Origin of the sequence: Mycobacterium sp., from assembly GCF_032162605.1 — a bacterium.
Lineage (GTDB): Bacteria > Actinomycetota > Actinomycetes > Mycobacteriales > Mycobacteriaceae > Mycobacterium.
In genome coordinates this window covers 1-18,281 of sequence record NZ_JAVROT010000512.1, presented here as the reverse complement: position 1 = coordinate 18,281, position 18,281 = coordinate 1, and the positions used below count along the sequence as shown (strand labels likewise).

Genomic DNA, 18,281 nt, shown 5'->3' with positions numbered 1-18,281 from the left:
CGCGCCGACTCGGGTGTTCCGATCGTCATGCTGACGGCCAGGACCGACACCGTCGACGTGGTCCTCGGGCTGGAGTCCGGTGCCGACGACTACGTGATGAAGCCCTTCAAGCAGAAGGAGCTCGTCGCGCGGGTACGGGCGCGGCTGCGGCGCAACGACGACGGTCCCGCCGAGATGCTGTCGATCGCCGACGTCGAGATCGACGTGCCCGCCCACAAGGTCACCCGCGGCGGTGAGCAGATTTCTCTGACGCCGCTGGAGTTCGACCTGCTGGTGGCGCTGGCACGCAAACCGCGGCAGGTGTTTACTCGGGATGTGCTGCTTGAACAGGTGTGGGGTTACCGACACCCCGCCGACACCCGTCTGGTGAATGTGCACGTCCAGCGGTTGCGGGCCAAAGTCGAGACTGATCCGGAGAACCCGCAGGTGGTGCTCACCGTTCGAGGAGTGGGGTACAAGGCCGGACCTCCGTGATCTGGACCGCACGGCGGTCGTCGTGATCTGGGGGTCCCGTCGGCGTATCCGCAGCCGTTCGGCGCCCATGCTTCGTGGCCTGGGCACCCTGGGCCGCGCGCTCAGCTTCGCGTGGCGTCGCTCTCTGCAGCTCCGCGTCGTCACCCTCACGCTCGGGCTATCGCTGGCGGTCATCCTCGTCCTCGGTTTCGTGCTGACGAGTCAGATCACCGACCGCATCCTCGAAGTGAAGGTCCGCGCGGCCACCGAGGAGATCGACCGTGCGCGGACCACCGTCAGCGGGATCGTCGGAGGCGAGGAGACTCGATCTCTGGACAGCAGCCTGCAGCTGGCGCGCAACACGCTGGTGGATCGCAAGGTGGATTCGGGATCTGGGCTCGCCGGCGCGTTCGACGCAGTGTTGGTCGTGCCGGGCGACGGGCCTCGCGCAGCCACGGCGGCGGGCCCCGTGGCGGAGGTCCCGGGGGCCCTGCGGGACTTCGTCAAGGCAGGGCAGGTCAGCTACCAGTACGAGACTGTGCACACCGACGGCTTCTCGGGTCCGGCCCTGATCGTCGGCAGTCCGACGTCGTCACCGGTGACAAATCTCGAGCTTTACCTGATCTTTCCGCTGAACAACGAGGAGAGCACGATCACGCTCGTGCGCGGCACGATGGCCACCGGCGGCGTGGTCCTTCTCGGGCTGCTCGCCGCAATCGCTCTGCTGGTGGCCCGTCAGATCGTCCTGCCGGTGCGTTCTGCGTCGCGCATCGCCGAGCGGTTCGCCGAAGGTCATCTGACCGAGCGGATGCCGGTGCGTGGCGAGGACGACATGGCTCGGCTCGCGGTGTCGTTCAACGACATGGCGGAGAGTCTTTCGCGGCAGATCACCCAACTCGAGGAATTCGGAAACTTGCAGCGCCGCTTCACCTCTGATGTCAGTCACGAGCTGCGCACGCCGCTCACGACGGTGCGAATGGCCGCCGACCTGATCTATGACCACAGCGAGGATCTCGAGCCCGCGCTGCGACGTGCGACGGAGTTGATGGTCAACGAGCTCGACCGCTTCGAGACGCTGCTCAGCGATCTGCTCGAGATCTCGCGCCACGACGCGGGTGTCGCGGAGCTGTCGGTCGAGTCCGAAGACCTGCGCCTGACGGTGGAGAGCGCACTCGACAACGTGGGGCACCTGGCCAAGGATGCCTCCGTCGACCTCATCGTGGACGTGCCCGCCGAGGCCGTGATCGCAGAGGTCGACGCCCGGCGGGTGGAACGCATCCTTCGCAATCTCATCGCCAATGCCATCGACCACGCCGAGCGCAAACCGGTGCGAATCCGCATGGCGTCTGACGAGGACACCGTCGCGGTCACGGTTCGCGACTACGGCGTCGGGTTGCGTCCCGGCGAGGAGAAGCTGGTGTTCAGCCGATTCTGGCGCTCCGACCCGTCGCGCGTGCGCCGCTCCGGTGGCACCGGGCTGGGGCTGGCGATCTCCATCGAGGACGCCCGGCTGCACCAGGGCAGGCTCGAGGCGTGGGGTGAGCCGGGCAAGGGCGCCTGTTTCCGGTTGACCCTTCCGCTGGTGCGCGGCCACAAGGTGACGGCGAGTCCGTTGCCGCTCAAACCCACTGGTCCCGACGGCCCACCGCGCGAGCCGACTCGCGAGCGGGAACCCGCGGGGGAGCGCACGTGAGGGGTGTGCGGTGGGCGGTCTGCCTGCTGGCACTGACGGTCGCGCTCGGCGGGTGCGCCGGGGTGCCGACTTCCTCGGCGCCGCAGGCACTCGGCACCATGGACCGGGCCGCCCCGCCGAGCCTGCCCACCCCGTCGCCGGGGATGGATCCAGACACCCTGCTGCGCGAATTCCTCAAGGCGACCGCCGATCCGGCCAACCGACACCTCGCCGCACGCCAGTTCCTCACCGAATCGGCCTCCAGCGATTGGGACGACGCCGGTAGCGCGCTGTTGATCGACAGGGTCGTGTTCGTGGAAACCCGTGGTCCCGAACGGGTTTCGGTGACCATGAAGGCCGACATCCTCGGGTCACTCTCGGACATGGGGGTTTTTGAGACCGGCGAGGGCGCGTTGCCCGATCCCGGCCAGATCGAGATGGTCAAGACACCCAGCGGTTGGCGCATCGACAAGCTGCCCAACGGCGTCTTCCTCGACTGGCAGCAGTTCCAGTCGACGTACAAGCGCAACACGCTGTACTTCGTCGACCCGACCGGAAAGACCATGGTCCCGGACCCGCGTTACGTGGCGGTGTCCGATCCCGACCAACTGGCCACCGAGTTGGTCACCAAGCTGGTGTCCGGTCCCCGGCCGGAGATGGCCAACACCGTGCGCAATCTGCTCGCGCCGCCGCTGCGGTTGCGCGGGCCCGTCACCCGAGCCGACGGCGGCAAGACGGGTGTCGGCCGCGGCTACGGTGGTGCGCAGATCGACTTGGACAGCCTCTCGACCACCGATCCGCATTCCCGACAACTGCTTGCCGCGCAGATCATCTGGACGCTATCGCGAGCGGGTGTCAACGGTCCGTACGTGATCAATGCCGACGGCGCTGCGCTGGATGACCGGTTCGCCGAGGGCTGGAACAACTCCGACGTCGCCGCCACCGATCCTGGTGCCGATCCCGGCGCGGCGGCGGGTCTGCACGCACTCGTCGGCGGGTCGCTGGTGTCGTTGGACGGGCAGAAGACGCCTCGGGTGCCCGGTTCCTTCGGGGACCTGCCGGACCAGACGGCGGCCACCTTGTCCAGGAGCGGGCAGGAAGCGGCGTCGGTGGTGACGCTGCGGCCCGGGGCCCCGGACATGGCGTCGTCCCTCTGGGTCGGACAGGTCGGCGCGGATGCGTCGCAGGCGATCGACGGGCGCACGCTGTCCCGCCCCAGCTGGTCGCTCGACGATGCGATCTGGGTCGTCGTGGACGGCAACAACATCGTGCGTGTGATTCAGGAGGCGGCATCGGGGCAGCCCGCGCGGATCCCGGTCGACGCCACCGCGGTGGCCACGAAGTTCCCCGGAGCGGTGTCCGAGCTGCAACTGTCACGCGACGGCACGCGCGCGGCGATGGTCATCGAAGGCCAGGTCATACTGGCTGGCGTCGAGCAGACTCAGGGCGGTCAGTACGCCCTGACCTATCCACGGCGGCTGGGATTCGGTCTCGGCGACACCGCGGTGTCTTTGTCGTGGCGCACCGGTGACGACATCGTCGTCAGCCGAACCGATCCACGTCACCCGGTTTCGTACGTCAACCTCGACGGGGTGAACTCCGACGGTCCGAGCCAGAATCTGCTCGCACCGGTGTCGACGGTGGCGGCGAATCCGTCGACGCTCTACGTTGCTGATCAACATGGCGTGCACCAACTTTCGGGATCCGCCGCGGAGAACGACCTGACGTGGGTCGACATTCGGCCGCTGATGGTGGCCGGCGCCCTGCCCGTGCTTCCCGGCTGAGCGTGCGCCCCACATCATCTCGACATGCTGGCCAGCACATCGTCGAGTTCGCCGAGCAGCTGCGTTGCATGGTCGGCGGTGAACGGTAGCGGCGGCCGTATCTTTAGCACGTTCTCGTGCGGACCGGAGGCGCTGATGAGGATGTGACGATCCCGAAGTTCATTGACGACCAATGACGCTCTTGCTGCGTCAGGAGCATCTACGTCTTGACCTTGGACGAACTCGACCGCGGTGAAAAGCCCACATCCACGGACGCCACCAATGCAATCATGCCGGGTTGCCAGCTCTGTGAGCCCCTCCAACAGCGCCTGACCCGCCGTGGTCACGTTGTCGAGCAGCTGCTCGGATTCGATGACGTCCAGGACCGCGGTGGCCGCGGCGATACTCACAGGATTGCCGCCAAAGGTATTGAAGTAACGGATATCTCGACCGAAGTTTGCCAGCACCTCCTCGCGACCGACTACCGCCCCGATCGGCACCCCGTTGCCCATCGGCTTTCCCAACACGGCCAGGTCGGGCACGAAGGCATGTCGTTGAAAGCCCCACCACGTGGAACCGATCCGTCCGAACCCCGGTTGGACTTCGTCGGCGATCCACAGACCGCCCGCTTCCCGCACCGCACGTGCTGCCGGCGCGAGAAATCCAGCCGGATCGGAATGCACTCCGTCACTGGACAGGATGGAGTCCACGATCATTCCCGCGAATCCGACGCCGCGGTCGCGCAGATCCGAGACTGCCCGACGGACTCGGCCTGCGAAGTCCTCAGCCATGGTGGCCGAGTCGTCGCGCTGCGTATCGGGAGCAGCGACGAGTGCCACATCGGAACCGATCCGGTTGTTGGGCCCCAGACTCGGCGATATGGCCGCCGCGGCAGCCGTGGTGCCGTGGTATGCGTGGGACGTGCAGATGATGCCCTCGGCGCCGGTCTCGTACCGGGCGATCCGCAGGGCCAGGTCAACTGCCTCACTGCCCGTGCACGTGTAGACGACCTTCGTCAGTTCAGGCGGGAAGAGGCCGAGAAGTCTTTCCGAGTACGTGATCACGGGCTCGGTGAGATACCGGGTGTTGGTGTTGAGGACGCCGAGCTGTTCATTGACCAGGCGCTGCACGTGCGGGTGACTGTGGCCGACCGCCGGGACGTTGTTGTAGGCGTCGAGGTATTGGTTGCCGTCGGCGTCGTACAGCCACACACCGGATCCGCGCACGGCGACCACGGGGTGCCGGTAGAACAGCCGGTAGCTTGGCGCGAGCACGGCCTCGCGCCGGCGGATGAGTGCCTGCGCCTCAGGGTCGAGATGATCGAACTCGGACCCGTCGAAGGCGTTGGCCATGTGCAGAGTCTTCGAAACCACGCTTACTCCTTGTTCTTCCGGCGCACAGTCGCCAGATGGGCGGGATCAGCTCAACATCGCCGATCGATGGATCTCGGACACCGTGGAGTCCCGCGCACGCCGGGCGGCCACGGCGTGGTCGATGTCGACTTCCACGAGCCGGACGGTGTTGGGTGCTTGCATCTGCGCCAGCGCGTCGATGTCTACTCCGATGACGGTTCCGATGGTCGCGTAGCCACCGCCAGTCACACCGTCTCGGAGTAGGCAAATCAGTTCCTGTCCGCCTGGGACCTGAATGGAGCCGACGGGGTAGCCGAGATCGACGACGTTGCTGGGGTCGGCACCGGCGCCGAAGGGTGCCTCTCGGTCGATGAACTCCAACGGTGGTCCACTCAGCCGATAGCCGACTCGGTTGGCTTCGGTGCCGATGGTGAAATCCGATGACAGCATCTTCTCGACGCTGACGCCGGTGAACCGGTAGCTGCACAGCCCCAACACGATGCGGATCTCTTGATGTGTGTTCAGCGAGGGGCGCAGCGATTCGTCGACGACATAGCCGAGGCGGGGATAGGGCCCGAACTGATTTGCGCTCGGCAGGACGTCGCCGACGCGGACTTCACGCCCATCAACACCGCCGATCGCCGATTGCAGATACGTCGATCGACTGCCCATGACAACCGGTGTCCCGATACCGCCGCGCACGGCCACATAGCTGCGGAGGCCTCTTCGTGCCTGCCCGACGGTCAAGACCTGTCCCTCGCGTACTGGCAGCGTGGTCCAGGACGGCATCGACACCCCATCAAGTCTCAAGTCGACCTCGGCGCCGGTTACCGCGACCACGGTGTCGCGGCGGAAATGCAATGTCGGGCCGATGAACACCGATTCCAAGGTGGCGGCCGCCGGGTCGTTTCCCACGAGTGCATTGGCGACGTGGTGGGAGAGGTAGTCCATCGCACCGGACGGGGGAAGGCCGATGGCGAAGTAGCCGTTGCGGCCCAGGTCCTGCACGACGGTCTGTACACCGGGTTCGACGACGTCAAGCATGGCTGAGCTCGTTCAGCAGCGATCTGTCATATGCCAACGGGTCATCGAAGAACCCCGCCAGACTGAACTCCACCGGCACCCGCCGATAACGGTATGCGGTGTTCTCCACGTCCTTGCGGATTGCGTCGTACTCGTCTCGATCAATAGGCCGGTACTTGACGATCATTCCCGCCTTGGCCAGCACCGGATCGGTGGAGAAGTCGGGAAGTTCCTGCGCGAGGTCGAACACCGGGGTGGCGGCCCTGCCGACGAGTTGGTAGCCGCCCGCACCCCGAGCGGGATAGATCGTGGCGAACGCGCCGCCGTGGCCGAGCGCCCGTTCGGGAGTGTCGGTCCGGGGCCGCACGTACTTCGGCGCCTCCAGCTGCATGTCGTCGGGCACCAGCTGCATGGATTCGGCATTGCCCGGCACGAAGCACATGAAGGTGACGATGAACGGATTGCCGGAGTGTGCGGAGATGAAGTCTTCGATCGACTCGAAACCGTTGATCCTGCTGATGTATTCGAGGTCGGTCTCGGTGCTGGACTGGTGCCGGTCCCGAAACCGCATCGCTGTCTCGGTGCTCCACGGGTCGTTGTAGAGGACCGGGACCTCGAGGATCTCGGTGTCCAGTACGACGTCGGTGGTGTCGACGAAGCGGCGGTGCTGTTCGAGGACCGGTTCGTGCAGTGACCGTGGGTCACACCGGTTGGGGTCGACGCGCAGCATGTAGCTCGCGTTCGAGGGGCAGATGTCGACGACACCGTCCAGATTGATTTCGGCCAGGCCGGCGGTGATCGCCTGGATTCTCAACGCTCCTGACAGCGACATGTACTCGGTCAGCTCGACGAAGACGAATTCCTCACCGCCGAAGCTCATCCGAGACCCGTCGGGCAGCTCGTTCACTCGTCGTCCTCGAAGACCGACCGGACCGCGACGTCGTTGTCGGCGAGCAGCCGCCGGATCTCGGTCGCCACCGCCACGGCATTCGGCCGATCGCCGTGAACGCAGACGGTCTGCACCGACATCGGGATCTCGCGCCCGGAGACCGTCAGTACGGTGCCGCGGGCCATCCGAAGTGCTTGTCGGGCCACGATTTCGGGGTCACGTGCCTCCGGTCGCGGCTCGATGATGTTTCTTCCGTCCTCGTCGAAGTCGAGATCTGCGGCGTTGTCGGCAATTACCGGTAACCCGGCGGCGCGCAGGGCATCGGTGCCAGGTCCAGGGGCCAGCAGCATCGGGATCCCTCTTTGCAGGCCTTGCAGGGCCTCGCCGATCGCTACGGCCCGCGCCCCGCTGGCGGCGATCGAACCGTAGAACGAACCGTGCGGCTTGACGTGGCTGAGTTCGACGCCGAAACGGCTTGCGACTCCCATCAGGGCGCCGACCTGGTACAGCACGTAGTCGACGGCGTCGGTGTCGTCTATGACGATCGGTCGCCTGCCGAAACCCAACAGGTCGGGGAATCCGGGATGAGCACCGATGTTCACCCGCGCGGCGGCGGCCATCTCCACCGATCTGTGCATGGTCGACGGATCGCCGGCATGCCAGCCGCACGCGACGTTGACCGTCGTGACGAGCTTGACCAGCTCATTGTCCTCGCCGAGGTTCCACCGGCCGAAGCTTTCGGCGATGTCGGCGTTGAGGTCGATTCGATTGGTCACCTTCGTTTCCTCTCCGATCATGTCTGGTGCGCTCACTGCGGATCCTGGACGCACCCGGGTAGCCCGGACGGGTTCTGGACGTCCGCGACGTCCCCTTCCCGCCAACCGCTGTCGCACTTGCCCCGTGTATAGACCCGTCGCCATTCCGGTTGCGCAAACGCAGATACGGCACCCAGGGGTTTGAGAACCGCCATCGGCTGGCCGGTCTTGGCGGCGGCGAGAGAGCTCTGCGGTAGCAGGTCCTTCTGGAAGATTTCGGTGACGAAGGTGTCGGACTCGTTCGGGAAGAAGTTGCAGCCACCGACGAACTCGTTGCCGGGACAGGGTTTTGCGGTTTGCGTGGTGACCCACGGTAGCGGCATCTCGATGTTGTGTGGCACCGAATCGGGCCCCTGCTCCAGGATGCGCAGGCCGATGCGCATCGCGACACCTGCTTGCGCGGGCGGAGAGCCCGACGAGATTCCCGGCCATCCTTGGCTCAGCATCTTGCGGAAGTAGTTGCCGTTCTCACCTGTGACCGGAACCTTCTTTCCGGCCGCCTGCAGCGCCTTGACGACGCCGACTTCTCCATCCTGGGACCAGATGCCGCTGACATCGGGGTGCGCTGCGAGTGCCTTGGCGGTCTCCTGCTGGCTGACTGCCGAGTCCCACTTTCCGTAATACTCTGCGACGACGGTGATCCCGGGATACCGGTCGAATACGGCCTTGGCCGTGTCGTAGTGGACCTGGTCGGTCGCCGTTCCGGGGACACCCCGGTTCATGAAGATCTTGCCCTTACCGTTGAGCATCTGCGCCAGCGCTTCGGCCGTCTGCGCTCCGAAGAAGGCGTCGCGCGGATCGTCCACTCGTGCGCCGGTGATGAAGGCGACGTTGTAGGCGCATGGTTCGCGGACCGTGGAGTCATAGGCGATGAAGGTGACGCCACGTTCGCAGCCTTGCCGGATCGTCGGCGACAAGGCGGTAGGCGACAGGGGGTAGAGCACCACCAGCTTGGCCTTGGCCGCGATCATCGACTGCAGGTCGGAAATCTGCTTCTGAATGTCGGTACCCGAGATCTGTTTTCTGACAACGTATTTCCCAGCGTATTCTGGGGAGTTGGCGACGGCCAGGGCGAGGTTGCCAGCTTCGTCCTGCCAGTTGTTGCCGCTGTAGCTGAGATCGAGGAAGATCTTGTCCCTGCCCGCGTCGGGGTCGGCGCATGCACTCAGAGCGGCTGCCGTGATCAGCGCTGCGGCCAGCGCGGGGACGGAACGTAACCGATTCACGTCAGTTCCTCCTGCCTGCGAGGCGGGACCCTAGCAGCGCAATGAGGATGACGGCGCCGTAGACGATTTGTTTGTAACCCTCGGCCAGGCCGGTGGCGCTGATGTCGATGCCCAGCAGCGTCAGCAGTAGCGCGCCCGCAAGCGTGCCGCCGTAGGTGCCCGAGCCACCGCGGATCGCGGCACCCCCTACGACGACAGCGGCGATGCTGGGAAGCAGCCACGGCTCACCGACATTCAAGTCGGCGCCCGACGAGTATCCGAGAAGCATCACTCCCGCCAGTCCGTAGGCAGCACCGGCGATCCCGTACACCGAGACCGTCACCCGGCCGACGTCGACGCGTGCGTTTCTGGCCGCTGCGACGCTGTTGCCCAACGCATAGGCACGCAGTCCCAGCGTCGTCTTGTGCTGGATGAAGAGGCCCAACGCCGCCACCACCAGGAACAGCCAGATCGCCACGGGAATCCCGACCACCGTGGTCTCTTGACGAAACAGCGCGGCCAGCCCCTCAGGTGACCGCTGCGCTGGGGCGCCACGGGCCACGCCCAGCAATACAGAGGCGAGGATCGTGCCGACCGCGAGTGTGACGATGAACGCGGGAAACCCCAGTTGATTGATGATCAGGCCGTTGACGGCACCCACCGCGGTGCATGCCACGACGGCGATGATGGCGGCGAACACAGCGGGAATGCCGGCTGTCCACAGCCATCCGGTGAGGTAGGCACCGAGAGCGACCGAGGAAGCCACGGACAGATCGATGCCGCCGGTCAGTACCACCAGGCCCTGCCCGAAGGCGATGACGGCGAGGAAGAGGCCGAGGCTCATCACGTTGACGACGAGTGATACCGACGGGAAGCTTTCACTTGCCAAGCGGGACAGCGGAAGACACAGCACGAGCAGCACCCAGACGACGAATGCCTGGTTTCGCATCCAGTCGCGGCGGGAGCCGGTGGGTGCGGACTGCGAGTCGGTGCTGCCGGGTGCGTCCACAGTCGGCTCGGTGATTCCAGAGGTCATGCTGGCACCCTTTCCTGGACGTCGGTGCTTGGTCGCCGCGAGGCGGCGAGCCGCATCGTGATCACCGGTATTGCGAGTGCGATGAGAATGACGCTGCCCTGCAGCGCCCCTGACCAGAAGTCTTCGACCCCCGCCGCGAAGAGGAGCTTCGGCAGCGCGACGAGACTGCCGGCGCCCAACATGGCGGCCACCGCGCTGCCCGACCCGCCCCGGAAACCGACGAGTCCGAGGGCCATGGCCGCAAAGCACGTGAGCAGGAAGGGCCGTCCCGCGTTGGGGTCTCCCGAAGCCGTGATGGCGGTCAGGTAGAGACCCGCTGCCGCGTAGAGCCCACCGGCGAGGGTGTAGCAGAGAACCTCCACCATGCCGACTCGAACACCGGACATCAGCGACGCTTGACGGTCGGCACCCACGGCGTAGGCCGCCACCCCGATCGGCGACGTGCTGAACGCCCACCACACCCCGGCGAGTATCAACAGGACGATCAACGCGACCGGCACGGGGCCGAGGGGATCGGTCAACGCCAACGCGAACGACTCGGGAACCTCGCCGCCCGGTGCGGGCAGAACGACCAGCGCGATGCCGGTCAGGATGATGAACGTTCCCAGCGTCACTGCCAGCGATTGCAGACCGGCACGGACGACGAGCAGTCCGTTCACCAAGCCGATCAACAGGCCGACTGCGATCACGGCCAGCACGATCAACCAGGTTGCGCCCGGATACTTCGCCATGGTCGTGGCCGCGATGACATTGGAAAGACTGATCGTGCCGGCCACCGACAGGTCGAATCCACCCGTGATGAGGACCAGCGTCGTGCCGACCGCGGCGATCGCCAGCGGCGTCATCAACACCACGAAGTTGTTGAACGCGTAGCTGTTCCGTTCGAACGGGCTGACGAACAGTACCGCGCCGTAGCAGACGATGAAGACGGTGAGGGCGATGCGGGTCTCGCGGTTGGTGCCGATGCTGCGGCGCGTCAAGGACTCGACGATGCTCACTGGACGGCCTCCGCGTTGCGGCCGAGCACACTGTGCATCACCGAGCTTTCGGTGAGACCGTCTGCGGTGTGCTCGGCGACGATCCGCCCGCCATAGAGCGAACAGACACGGTCACACAAGCCGACGAGTTCGGGGATCTCGGTTGAGTACACCAGCACGGCGTGCCCGCTGGCCGCGAACTCCCTTGTCATCCTGTAGATTTCCAGTTTCGTCGCGGCGTCCACACCGCGCGTCGGATCAAACAGCAGCAGGCAACGCGGCGATTGCGCCAGGGACCGGCCGAAGACCACCTTCTGCTGGTTGCCTCCGGACAAGTCTGCGATGCGCTGCTTGAGCATGGTCGGTGCGAGGTTGACCTCGGCGGCGATGCGTTCGCTGAGCTCGCGTTCTTGCCGTCGTGATACCACCGAGGCCCGCGAGAACCGCGATGTCAGCGGAAGTGTCAGGTTGAAGTCGGAGCGCATCTGCAGGAACAACGCTTCGCTCTTGCGCTCTTCGGGGACAAGCGAGAAATCAACCGTGCCCGGCTTGGCCGCGACGGACACCGTGCCCCCGTGAGGGCGCAGTTCCCCGGCCAGGGCGTAGAAGAGCTCGCGTTGGCCTTGGCCTTCGAGACCGGCCACGCCGACGATCTCGCCGGTGCGCACCTGGAGCGACACCCCGGCCAGCTTGACGCCTGCCTTTAGTTCCCGGACGTCGAGAACCACGTCGCCGATCCGGTCTTCGTCGGGTTTGGCGGGAAATGCATGGCTGAACGAGCGACCGATCATCAGTTCCACCAGATCGTCTTCGGACAGTTCACCCCGGGTGAAGCCGGCGACGGCCTGGCCGTTGCGCAGCACCGTGCCGGTGTCACAGATCGTGTTGATCTCGTTGAGCTTGTGGCTGATGTAGATGACGGAGGCGCCTGCGGCGGTGACTCGTGCCAGCTGCCGGAAGAGCCAGTTCGGGTCGGGAAGCGCCGCCGTCGGTTCGTCGAGCACCAGCAGCGACGGAGAACTCGAAAGGGCTGCAACGATTTCCACCTCTTGGCGAGCCGCAAGGCTGAGGTCGCTGATCACCGCATGAGGGTCGAGATGTTCGGCCTCCCACTCGCGCAGCTGGGCTCGAGCCCTCTCGGTCAGCTCTCGCTGAGACACCGCGAAGCCGAAGCGGGTCGGCAATTTCGGCAGGCAGAGTTTGGTGGCGACAGTGATGTTCGGCGGCGCGCTGAGTTCTTGGTAGGCCATCGCCAGGCCGATGTCGCGGGAGTCGCGCGGCGATCCCAGCTGCAACCGCCGGCCGCCGATGGTCACCTCTCCGGCGTCGGGTCTCACGACGCCGGAGAGCACTTTCATCAGGGTCGATTTGCCTGCCCCGTTCTCCCCGAGCAGTCCGTGTACGCGGCCGGCTTCGACCGACATCGAAACCTCGGACAGCGCGGTCGTCGCGCCGAATCTCTTACTGACGTTGCGGATTTCGGTATGTGCCATGACCGGTCTCAGAATCCATTCCGTCGTGCGGGACGCCGACTGCTCAACTCTGCCAAATGCGCTGCCGCGGTTCGAGTATCGACCTGCAGGATGCGGTGCAGCGCAGGCAGGGTGTGGCGCATCCGCATCGCTCCGTACTCAGTGGGATTGGCCTGTCCGCGGACCGCCCATGTCAATGCCTGCACGCACAGCCGTGCCGCCGCCAGCGGATAGGCCACCGCCAGTTCGTCATCAGTCAACGGTGTGACGGCGCAATAGCCGGAGATGATGAATCCCATCGCAGTCAGGGGATCGTCCTTGCGGAGCATCGCGTAGGCGCCTGCGATGGCCGGTTCGGCGACCCGCACGGTGTACAGCGCGTCGTTGAAGTCCAACACGCCTGCCACCTTCTGGACACCGTCGATGACTTCGACCAAGACGTTGTTGTCGTTGAGATCGTTGTGGACCATCGCCCTGGGCAGCGGACCCAGTCGCGGTTCGACGTCTGTGAACCATCCGCGGGCTGTGAGGATGTCGGGATTCTTGCCAAGCGTGGGATCCAGAGCCAGACACTCGTCGATCACCTCGGCGGAGCGCGTGACGTCCCAGTGGTGAGTCTCGTGCAAGGTCTCGGACTCGAAGCCTTCGAGAGCCTTCGTCACGCGGGCCGCGGCGGCGCCGATGTCGAGGAGCAATCCCTCGGAGTGGCTCGCGATGTGGACCATGTCGGTTCCGCGCACCCAATCGAGCACGGTGAGCAGCCACCGCTCGGAACCGACGTCGATGCCCACGTCCAGGTCGCCATCGTTCGTCTGCACCAGCGTCGGTACCCCCACACCGACGTGTCGATCGGCAATGTGCAGCAGAATCTCCTTCTGCCAGCGCAGCCGATCACTGCGGTCCGCCTTCTTCCGGAGCTTGGCCAGGAAGGCGCGCCCATCGCCGGCCGAGACTCGGTAGTTGCGATCCAATTCGCCACCCAGGAACTTCAGGTCAGCACCGACGAGTCCGTAGGAATCGGCCAGCCGAGCGGACACGACAGCCTCGGCCAATACATCCGTATCGGGAGAGTTGGCGGCTGGCTTGGGCATCGATCTCCTTCCCGGACGCAGGTCCCATGTGGGGTGCGACGTGTCGTACCCCACATTCAATTGCGGCAATATGCCCAGGTCAATGCTCCGAGTGGCGCGGGATGGTGGGAAGATTGAGTGCAAAGTGCACATTCCAGGTGGGTTCAGCGCGATGATTGTTTCGGCCGAGTTGCCCCCGTGTGAGAAGCGGATTTCGAAGGAGCGACATGACGACTCAGACGGACGAGACGACGCCCTTGATCCGGGCGGCGGCGCGTCGGCTTCTCGACATCCGACTGCCGCAGATCATCGACCGCGCGGTGGAACAGACCATCCACGACGAGCCGACGTACTCGACCGGCCCCGTGAGCCGGGACGATCTGCGCTACCACATGGACCGCACGATGCGTCTTGCGCTGGCACGGCTTGTCGGTGACGACATACCCGAGTCCCTCGAGAACGCCGCGATCGACGTCGGACGTATCCGGGCGCACCAGAACGTTCCCCTCTCGAGCGTCCTGCACGCATTTCGTATCGACCTCAAGACGCTGTGGGAGGCGTTGATTGCCGAAGGCCGCGCATTCGGCGTCTATACCCGCGCCGACTTCCTGGAACGTTCGTCGTTGATGGTGTGGGAATCCATCGAGGCCAGCACCGAGGAGGTCGTGCACGGCTACCAGGTCGCGCAGGGCAGCCGCGAAGAGATTCGCTCAGCGGCGTTCGAGCAGCTTCTCCTGGACGGCGACCGCCATCAGCCCACGGTCGACAACGCCGCGCGCACGCTGGAACTCCCGGCGTCGGGTCACTACGTCTGCCTCGTGGGAGCCTTCCCGATTCCACGGCCGGAGTTGGTCGCCGAATGCGCCGCCCACCTCGATGCCGGCGGCAACGCGTTTTACTTCAACTGGTTTGCCCAGGAGCTTCGCGGCGTTATCAACGTGACCAGCAGCCAGCCCGACATCATCGCCTGCCTCCTGCCACTGGACGAACACGCCTGTTCGGTCATCGACGCCGCCGGGATGGCCGCCGTGCCAAGGGCCATCCGGCTTGCCCGGATGGCAGTGAGTGGGCGGTCCGATCTCGGAGTCCGTTGGGTTCGGGACAATTGGTTGCACGCCGTCACCGCCGCCAATGCCGAATTGTCCGAAGCGTTGCACTCTGCGGTATTTCGCCCGCTCGGCACGCTCACGGAACATGAACGCAACGGAATACTCGAAACGGTCGGAGACCTCGTCACTCATGGCGGAACCATTGCAGACATCGCCACGCGAACCTATCGGCACCGCAATACCGTTCGAAAGCGGCTCAGCGTCTTCACGGCGTTGACCGGCTTCAATCTCGCGGAGACCAGTGACCTGGCAACGGCTGCAATAGCGTTCGCGGTCGACAGCTCGAAATCCCACGGTACCAAGACTCGAGCCGGCTCAACCGGCGACGGCTTCAAAGAACTCGACCATTAGACGCGGGACGCGGTCGACAGTTCGCACGACCCGCGCACCTTTCGGGCCGCCGCGCCTCACGACACGTGCGCGGCCTGCGCCGCCCGCTGCCGGGCCACGAAGCGAATCGATAAGCGCTGCAGCAGACCTGGGGCAAGTCTCGAGAACAGCCAGGCTTGCCGGGCCTGCCTCGGCAACACCAAGAGCGCCTTGTTGAGCTCGATGGCCCGCAGCGTGTCGCGAGCCAGCTCGTCGGCGGATGAGAACTTGGGGCTGCCCTGACTGCGTTTCTCGGTCAAGAAAACCTCCATTCAACTGATGCTGCAACTGTAAGTAATTCGGCAAGGTCGATGGGTGGATCGTGAGGGTCCGGCCGAGCCGGGTTGTCGTACCGGGCCGACAGACTGCAGGAGTGCTGCTCGACCTCGTCCTCCCACTGGAGTGTGGCGGCTGCGGGGCACCTGGCACCCGGTGGTGCCCGACGTGCGCGCGCGCTCTCGCGGTTCGGGCGGATGAGCCGATGGTGATCTCGCCACGCCTCGACCCCGGCGTCCCCGTCTTCTCCCTAGGCCGCTACGCAGGCGCCCGCCGCGCGGCGATCGTCGCGATGAAGGAACACGGCCGCACCGATCTCGTCGCGCCGCTGGCAGTGGCCGTCAACGCCGGACTGACCCGACTCCTGGCGTGGGGCATCGTCGCCGTCCCCCTGATCGTCGTGCCAGCGCCCACCAGAAGGTCGGCGGCCCGCAGGCGCGGCGGCGACCCCGTCACCGCCCTGGCGAGAACCGCGGCGATCTCGGAGGTCTTCGTCGTCTCGGCGTTGGGGATGCGTGCCCTTACCCGAGACTCCGTCGGACTGTCGCCTGGTCAGCGTGAGCGCAACATCGCCGGCCGGGTCAAGCTCCGCACGCCGGTCCACGGGGAGGTACTGCTCATCGACGACGTCGTGACGACCGGCGCCACTGCATGCGAGTCCGTCCGCGTCCTGCAAACTGCGGGCGCCCGGGTGACCGCGGTTCTGGCGGTCGCGCACGCATGACGTCGCGGGTCTGCGCGGGCGGTGATTACGGGGAGATCAAACCGGAATGAACAACTCGAAATAGGTGTGCGAAATTTGTGGCACAGGCGGGTGAACACGGACTACCGTCGGGACCAACCACCCGTGAACGACTCACGGCGGCGTCGACAACTACCGGCGCCACATCGCCTGAATAGCGGTAGGAGGTGAGCATTCGACACCTTGCGCCGCTGGCCGATGACATTCGCGTCCCGCCGGCGCACTTCCGTTAAAAGCCCTGCACGCTGCGTGCGTGCTGGCACCGTCCAAGCCGACGAGGAAACGAGTTGCCAAGTATGTCAATCCAATCCGTAGACACCGATCGCACGGCGATGGTGGTCCAAGAGGACGAGCCGCAAAACGAGCCTCACGCAGAGGTCGTCGTCAAGGGCCGCAACGTCGAGATTCCCGACCACTTCCGCATCTACGTCTCAGAGAAGCTGTCGCGCCTGGAGCGCTTCGATCGCACCATCTACCTGTTCGACGTCGAACTCGACCATGAACGCAACCGCCGTCAGCGCAAGAACTGCCAACACGTAGAGATCACCGCCCGCGGTAAGGGACCCGTGGCGCGCGGCGAGGCGTGCGCGGACAGCTTCTACGCGGCGCTGGAGTCGGCCGTCTGCAAACTCGAGAGCCGGCTGCGGCGCAGCAAGGACCGCCGCAAGATTCACTACGGTGACAAGACCCCCGTATCGCTGGCCGAGGCCACCGCGGTCAACCCGCCGCCTCTGGTCGTGCCGTCACAGACCGAGGATGCCAACCAGACGCCCGAGGACCACGAACCGGGGCGGATCGTGCGCACCAAGGAACACACCGCTGCCCCCATGAAGGTCGACGACGCGCTCTACGAGATGGAACTCGTCGGCCACGACTTCTTCCTGTTCCACGACGAGGAAAGCGACAAGCCCACCGTCGTATACCGGCGCCATGCCTACGACTACGGGCTGATCCGGCTGGCGTGATCGGGCCCGCCTAGGCGCCGTAGCCCGAGCTGACGGGGCGCATGAGGCTGGCCGGCTCGGCGAGTCACCTACGATGGACCTCGTTTGAAGTATTACGAGTTCGATCGAGCCCACAGGGGAAATTAGCGTGCTGTCGAAGTTGCTCCGTCTCGGTGAAGGCCGCATGGTCAAGCGCCTCAAGAAGGTCGCTGAGTATGTCAACACCCTGTCCGACGACGTGGAGAAGCTTTCCGACGAGGAACTGCGCGCCAAGACCGTCGAGTTCAAGAAGCGCGTCGCCGACGGCGCGGAACTCGACGACCTGCTGCCCGAGGCGTTCGCAGTGGCTCGCGAGGCCGCGTGGCGGGTCCTGAGTCAGCGGCCGTTCGACGTGCAGGTCATGGGCGCCGCCGCGTTGCACTTCGGCAATGTCGCCGAGATGAAGACCGGTGAGGGCAAGACGCTGACCTGTGTTCTGCCCGCCTACCTGAACGCACTTTCGGGCAACGGCGTGCACGTGGTGACGGTCAACGACTACCTGGCCAAGCGCGACAGCGAGTGGATGGGTCGCGTTCACCGCTTCCTCGGCCTCGACGTCGGCGTGATCCTGGCACAGATGACGCCGGACGAGCGGCGGGTGGCATATGCCGCCGACATCACCTACGGCACCAACAACGAGTTCGGCTTCGACTACCTCCGCGACAACATGGCGCACACGGTCGAAGACATGGTTCAGCGCGGGCACAACTACGCCGTCGTCGATGAGGTCGACTCGATCCTGATCGACGAGGCCCGCACCCCCCTGATCATCTCCGGGCCCGCCGACGGAGCCTCGAACTGGTACGTCGAGTTCGCGCGGTTGGCGCCGCTGATGGAGAAGGACGTCCACTACGAGGTCGACATCCGCAAGCGGACCGTCGGCGTGCACGAGGTTGGGGTCGAGTTCGTCGAGGATCAGCTCGGTATCGACAACCTGTACGAGGCCGCGAACTCGCCGTTGGTCAGCTACCTCAATAACTCGCTGAAGGCCAAGGAGCTGTTCTCTCGCGACAAGGACTACATCGTCCGTGACGGCGAGGTGGTCATCGTCGACGAGTTCACGGGCCGCGTGCTC

General features: G+C 65.4%; 16 protein-coding genes and 1 pseudogene. 7 read left to right on the top strand and 10 right to left on the bottom strand.

Annotated elements, in window-relative coordinates; translation table 11 throughout:
- The 3 genes from QOI01_RS28430 to lpqB all read left to right on the top strand — a co-directional run.
- A partial coding sequence (locus QOI01_RS28430; protein WP_526386488.1) for a winged helix-turn-helix domain-containing protein occupies window positions 1-474 on the top strand: 474 nt, incomplete at its 5' end.
- A gap of 22 nt (window positions 475-496) precedes the next feature.
- Entirely contained in the window at window positions 497-2,146 is a 1,650-nt protein-coding gene (gene mtrB / locus QOI01_RS28425) for an MtrAB system histidine kinase MtrB (protein WP_526386487.1), read from the top strand.
- A gap of 23 nt (window positions 2,147-2,169) precedes the next feature.
- Window positions 2,170-3,909: an MtrAB system accessory lipoprotein LpqB gene (gene lpqB, locus QOI01_RS28420; RefSeq protein ID WP_526386492.1), complete on the top strand. Its 1,740-nt coding sequence runs from the start codon at window positions 2,170-2,172 to the stop codon at window positions 3,907-3,909.
- Between the two features lie 14 nt (window positions 3,910-3,923).
- Here the strand turns inward: lpqB and QOI01_RS28415 are convergent, their stop codons facing one another.
- Genes QOI01_RS28415 through QOI01_RS28375 form a run of 9 tightly spaced genes read right to left on the bottom strand, consistent with a single transcriptional unit; the run spans window position 3,924 to window position 13,748 of the window.
- The gene (locus QOI01_RS28415) at window positions 3,924-5,246 is read right to left on the bottom strand and encodes a class-III pyridoxal-phosphate-dependent aminotransferase (RefSeq protein ID WP_526386491.1); all 1,323 of its coding nucleotides are present in this window, start codon (window positions 5,244-5,246) and stop codon (window positions 3,924-3,926) included.
- Between the two features lie 60 nt (window positions 5,247-5,306).
- Window positions 5,307-6,284 (bottom strand): 5-oxoprolinase subunit C family protein, encoded by a 978-nt coding sequence (locus tag QOI01_RS28410; RefSeq protein ID WP_526386486.1) that lies wholly within the window; start codon window positions 6,282-6,284, stop codon window positions 5,307-5,309.
- Window positions 6,277-7,170 carry a 5-oxoprolinase subunit B family protein gene (locus tag QOI01_RS28405; RefSeq protein ID WP_526386485.1) on the bottom strand — a complete coding sequence of 298 codons (894 nt, stop codon included), beginning with the start codon at window positions 7,168-7,170 and terminating at the stop codon, window positions 6,277-6,279. Before QOI01_RS28405 ends, QOI01_RS28410 begins: the two co-directional genes overlap by 8 nt.
- Window positions 7,167-7,928, bottom strand: a complete 762-nt coding sequence (locus QOI01_RS28400; RefSeq protein WP_526386484.1) for a LamB/YcsF family protein — start codon at window positions 7,926-7,928, stop codon at window positions 7,167-7,169. Before QOI01_RS28400 ends, QOI01_RS28405 begins: the two co-directional genes overlap by 4 nt.
- Before the next feature lie 32 nt (window positions 7,929-7,960).
- On the bottom strand, window positions 7,961-9,193 hold the full coding sequence (locus QOI01_RS28395) for a sugar ABC transporter substrate-binding protein (protein ID WP_526386483.1): 1,233 nt from the start codon (window positions 9,191-9,193) through the stop codon (window positions 7,961-7,963).
- A gap of 1 nt (window position 9,194) precedes the next feature.
- Window positions 9,195-10,208 (bottom strand): ABC transporter permease, encoded by a 1,014-nt coding sequence (locus QOI01_RS28390; RefSeq protein ID WP_526386482.1) that lies wholly within the window; start codon window positions 10,206-10,208, stop codon window positions 9,195-9,197.
- A complete protein-coding gene (locus QOI01_RS28385) occupies window positions 10,205-11,206 on the bottom strand; it encodes an ABC transporter permease (RefSeq protein WP_526386481.1) in 1,002 nt (333 codons plus the stop codon). Before QOI01_RS28385 ends, QOI01_RS28390 begins: the two co-directional genes overlap by 4 nt.
- A complete protein-coding gene (locus tag QOI01_RS28380; RefSeq protein ID WP_526386480.1) occupies window positions 11,203-12,678 on the bottom strand; it encodes a sugar ABC transporter ATP-binding protein in 1,476 nt (491 codons plus the stop codon). The genes QOI01_RS28385 and QOI01_RS28380 overlap by 4 nt, the downstream gene beginning before the upstream one ends.
- 8 nt (window positions 12,679-12,686) lie before the next feature.
- Complete coding sequence (locus tag QOI01_RS28375; protein ID WP_526386479.1) at window positions 12,687-13,748, bottom strand: phosphotransferase enzyme family protein; 1,062 nt, start codon at window positions 13,746-13,748, stop codon at window positions 12,687-12,689.
- A gap of 206 nt (window positions 13,749-13,954) precedes the next feature.
- Here QOI01_RS28375 and QOI01_RS28370 point away from each other — a divergent pair, with 206 nt between their 5' ends.
- The gene (locus QOI01_RS28370) at window positions 13,955-15,187 is read left to right on the top strand and encodes an RsbRD N-terminal domain-containing protein (protein ID WP_526386478.1); all 1,233 of its coding nucleotides are present in this window, start codon (window positions 13,955-13,957) and stop codon (window positions 15,185-15,187) included.
- A 56-nt stretch (window positions 15,188-15,243) separates the two neighbouring features.
- On the opposite strand, the pseudogene QOI01_RS28365 reads toward QOI01_RS28370, so the two are convergent.
- Window positions 15,244-15,423 (bottom strand): annotated as a pseudogene (locus tag QOI01_RS28365) (short-chain dehydrogenase); the annotation flags it as partial.
- Window positions 15,424-15,581: 158 nt separating this feature from the next.
- On the opposite strand from QOI01_RS28365, the gene QOI01_RS28360 reads away from it, so the two are divergent.
- The 3 genes from QOI01_RS28360 to QOI01_RS28350 all read left to right on the top strand — a co-directional run.
- Entirely contained in the window at window positions 15,582-16,205 is a 624-nt protein-coding gene (locus tag QOI01_RS28360) for a ComF family protein (RefSeq protein ID WP_526386490.1), read from the top strand.
- A gap of 350 nt (window positions 16,206-16,555) precedes the next feature.
- Window positions 16,556-17,188 carry a ribosome hibernation-promoting factor, HPF/YfiA family gene (gene hpf, locus QOI01_RS28355; RefSeq protein WP_526386489.1) on the top strand — a complete coding sequence of 211 codons (633 nt, stop codon included), beginning with the start codon at window positions 16,556-16,558 and terminating at the stop codon, window positions 17,186-17,188.
- A gap of 127 nt (window positions 17,189-17,315) precedes the next feature.
- Window positions 17,316-18,281, top strand: a 966-nt coding sequence (locus tag QOI01_RS28350; protein WP_526386477.1) for a preprotein translocase subunit SecA, incomplete at its 3' end; no start/stop codon positions are given.

Bases quoted from the DNA above. Each gene is read 5' to 3' on its own strand.
- QOI01_RS28390 (WP_526386482.1), bottom strand. From the start codon at position 10,208: ATGACCTCTGGAATCACCGAGCCGACTGTGGACGCACCCGGCAGCACC.
- QOI01_RS28375 (WP_526386479.1), bottom strand. From the start codon at position 13,748: ATGCCCAAGCCAGCCGCCAACTCTCCCGATACGGATGTATTGGCCGAG.
- hpf (WP_526386489.1), top strand. From the start codon at position 16,556: ATGGTGGTCCAAGAGGACGAGCCGCAAAACGAGCCTCACGCAGAGGTC.
- QOI01_RS28410 (WP_526386486.1), bottom strand. From the start codon at position 6,284: ATGCTTGACGTCGTCGAACCCGGTGTACAGACCGTCGTGCAGGACCTG.
- QOI01_RS28370 (WP_526386478.1), top strand. From the start codon at position 13,955: ATGACGACTCAGACGGACGAGACGACGCCCTTGATCCGGGCGGCGGCG.
- QOI01_RS28380 (WP_526386480.1), bottom strand. From the start codon at position 12,678: ATGGCACATACCGAAATCCGCAACGTCAGTAAGAGATTCGGCGCGACG.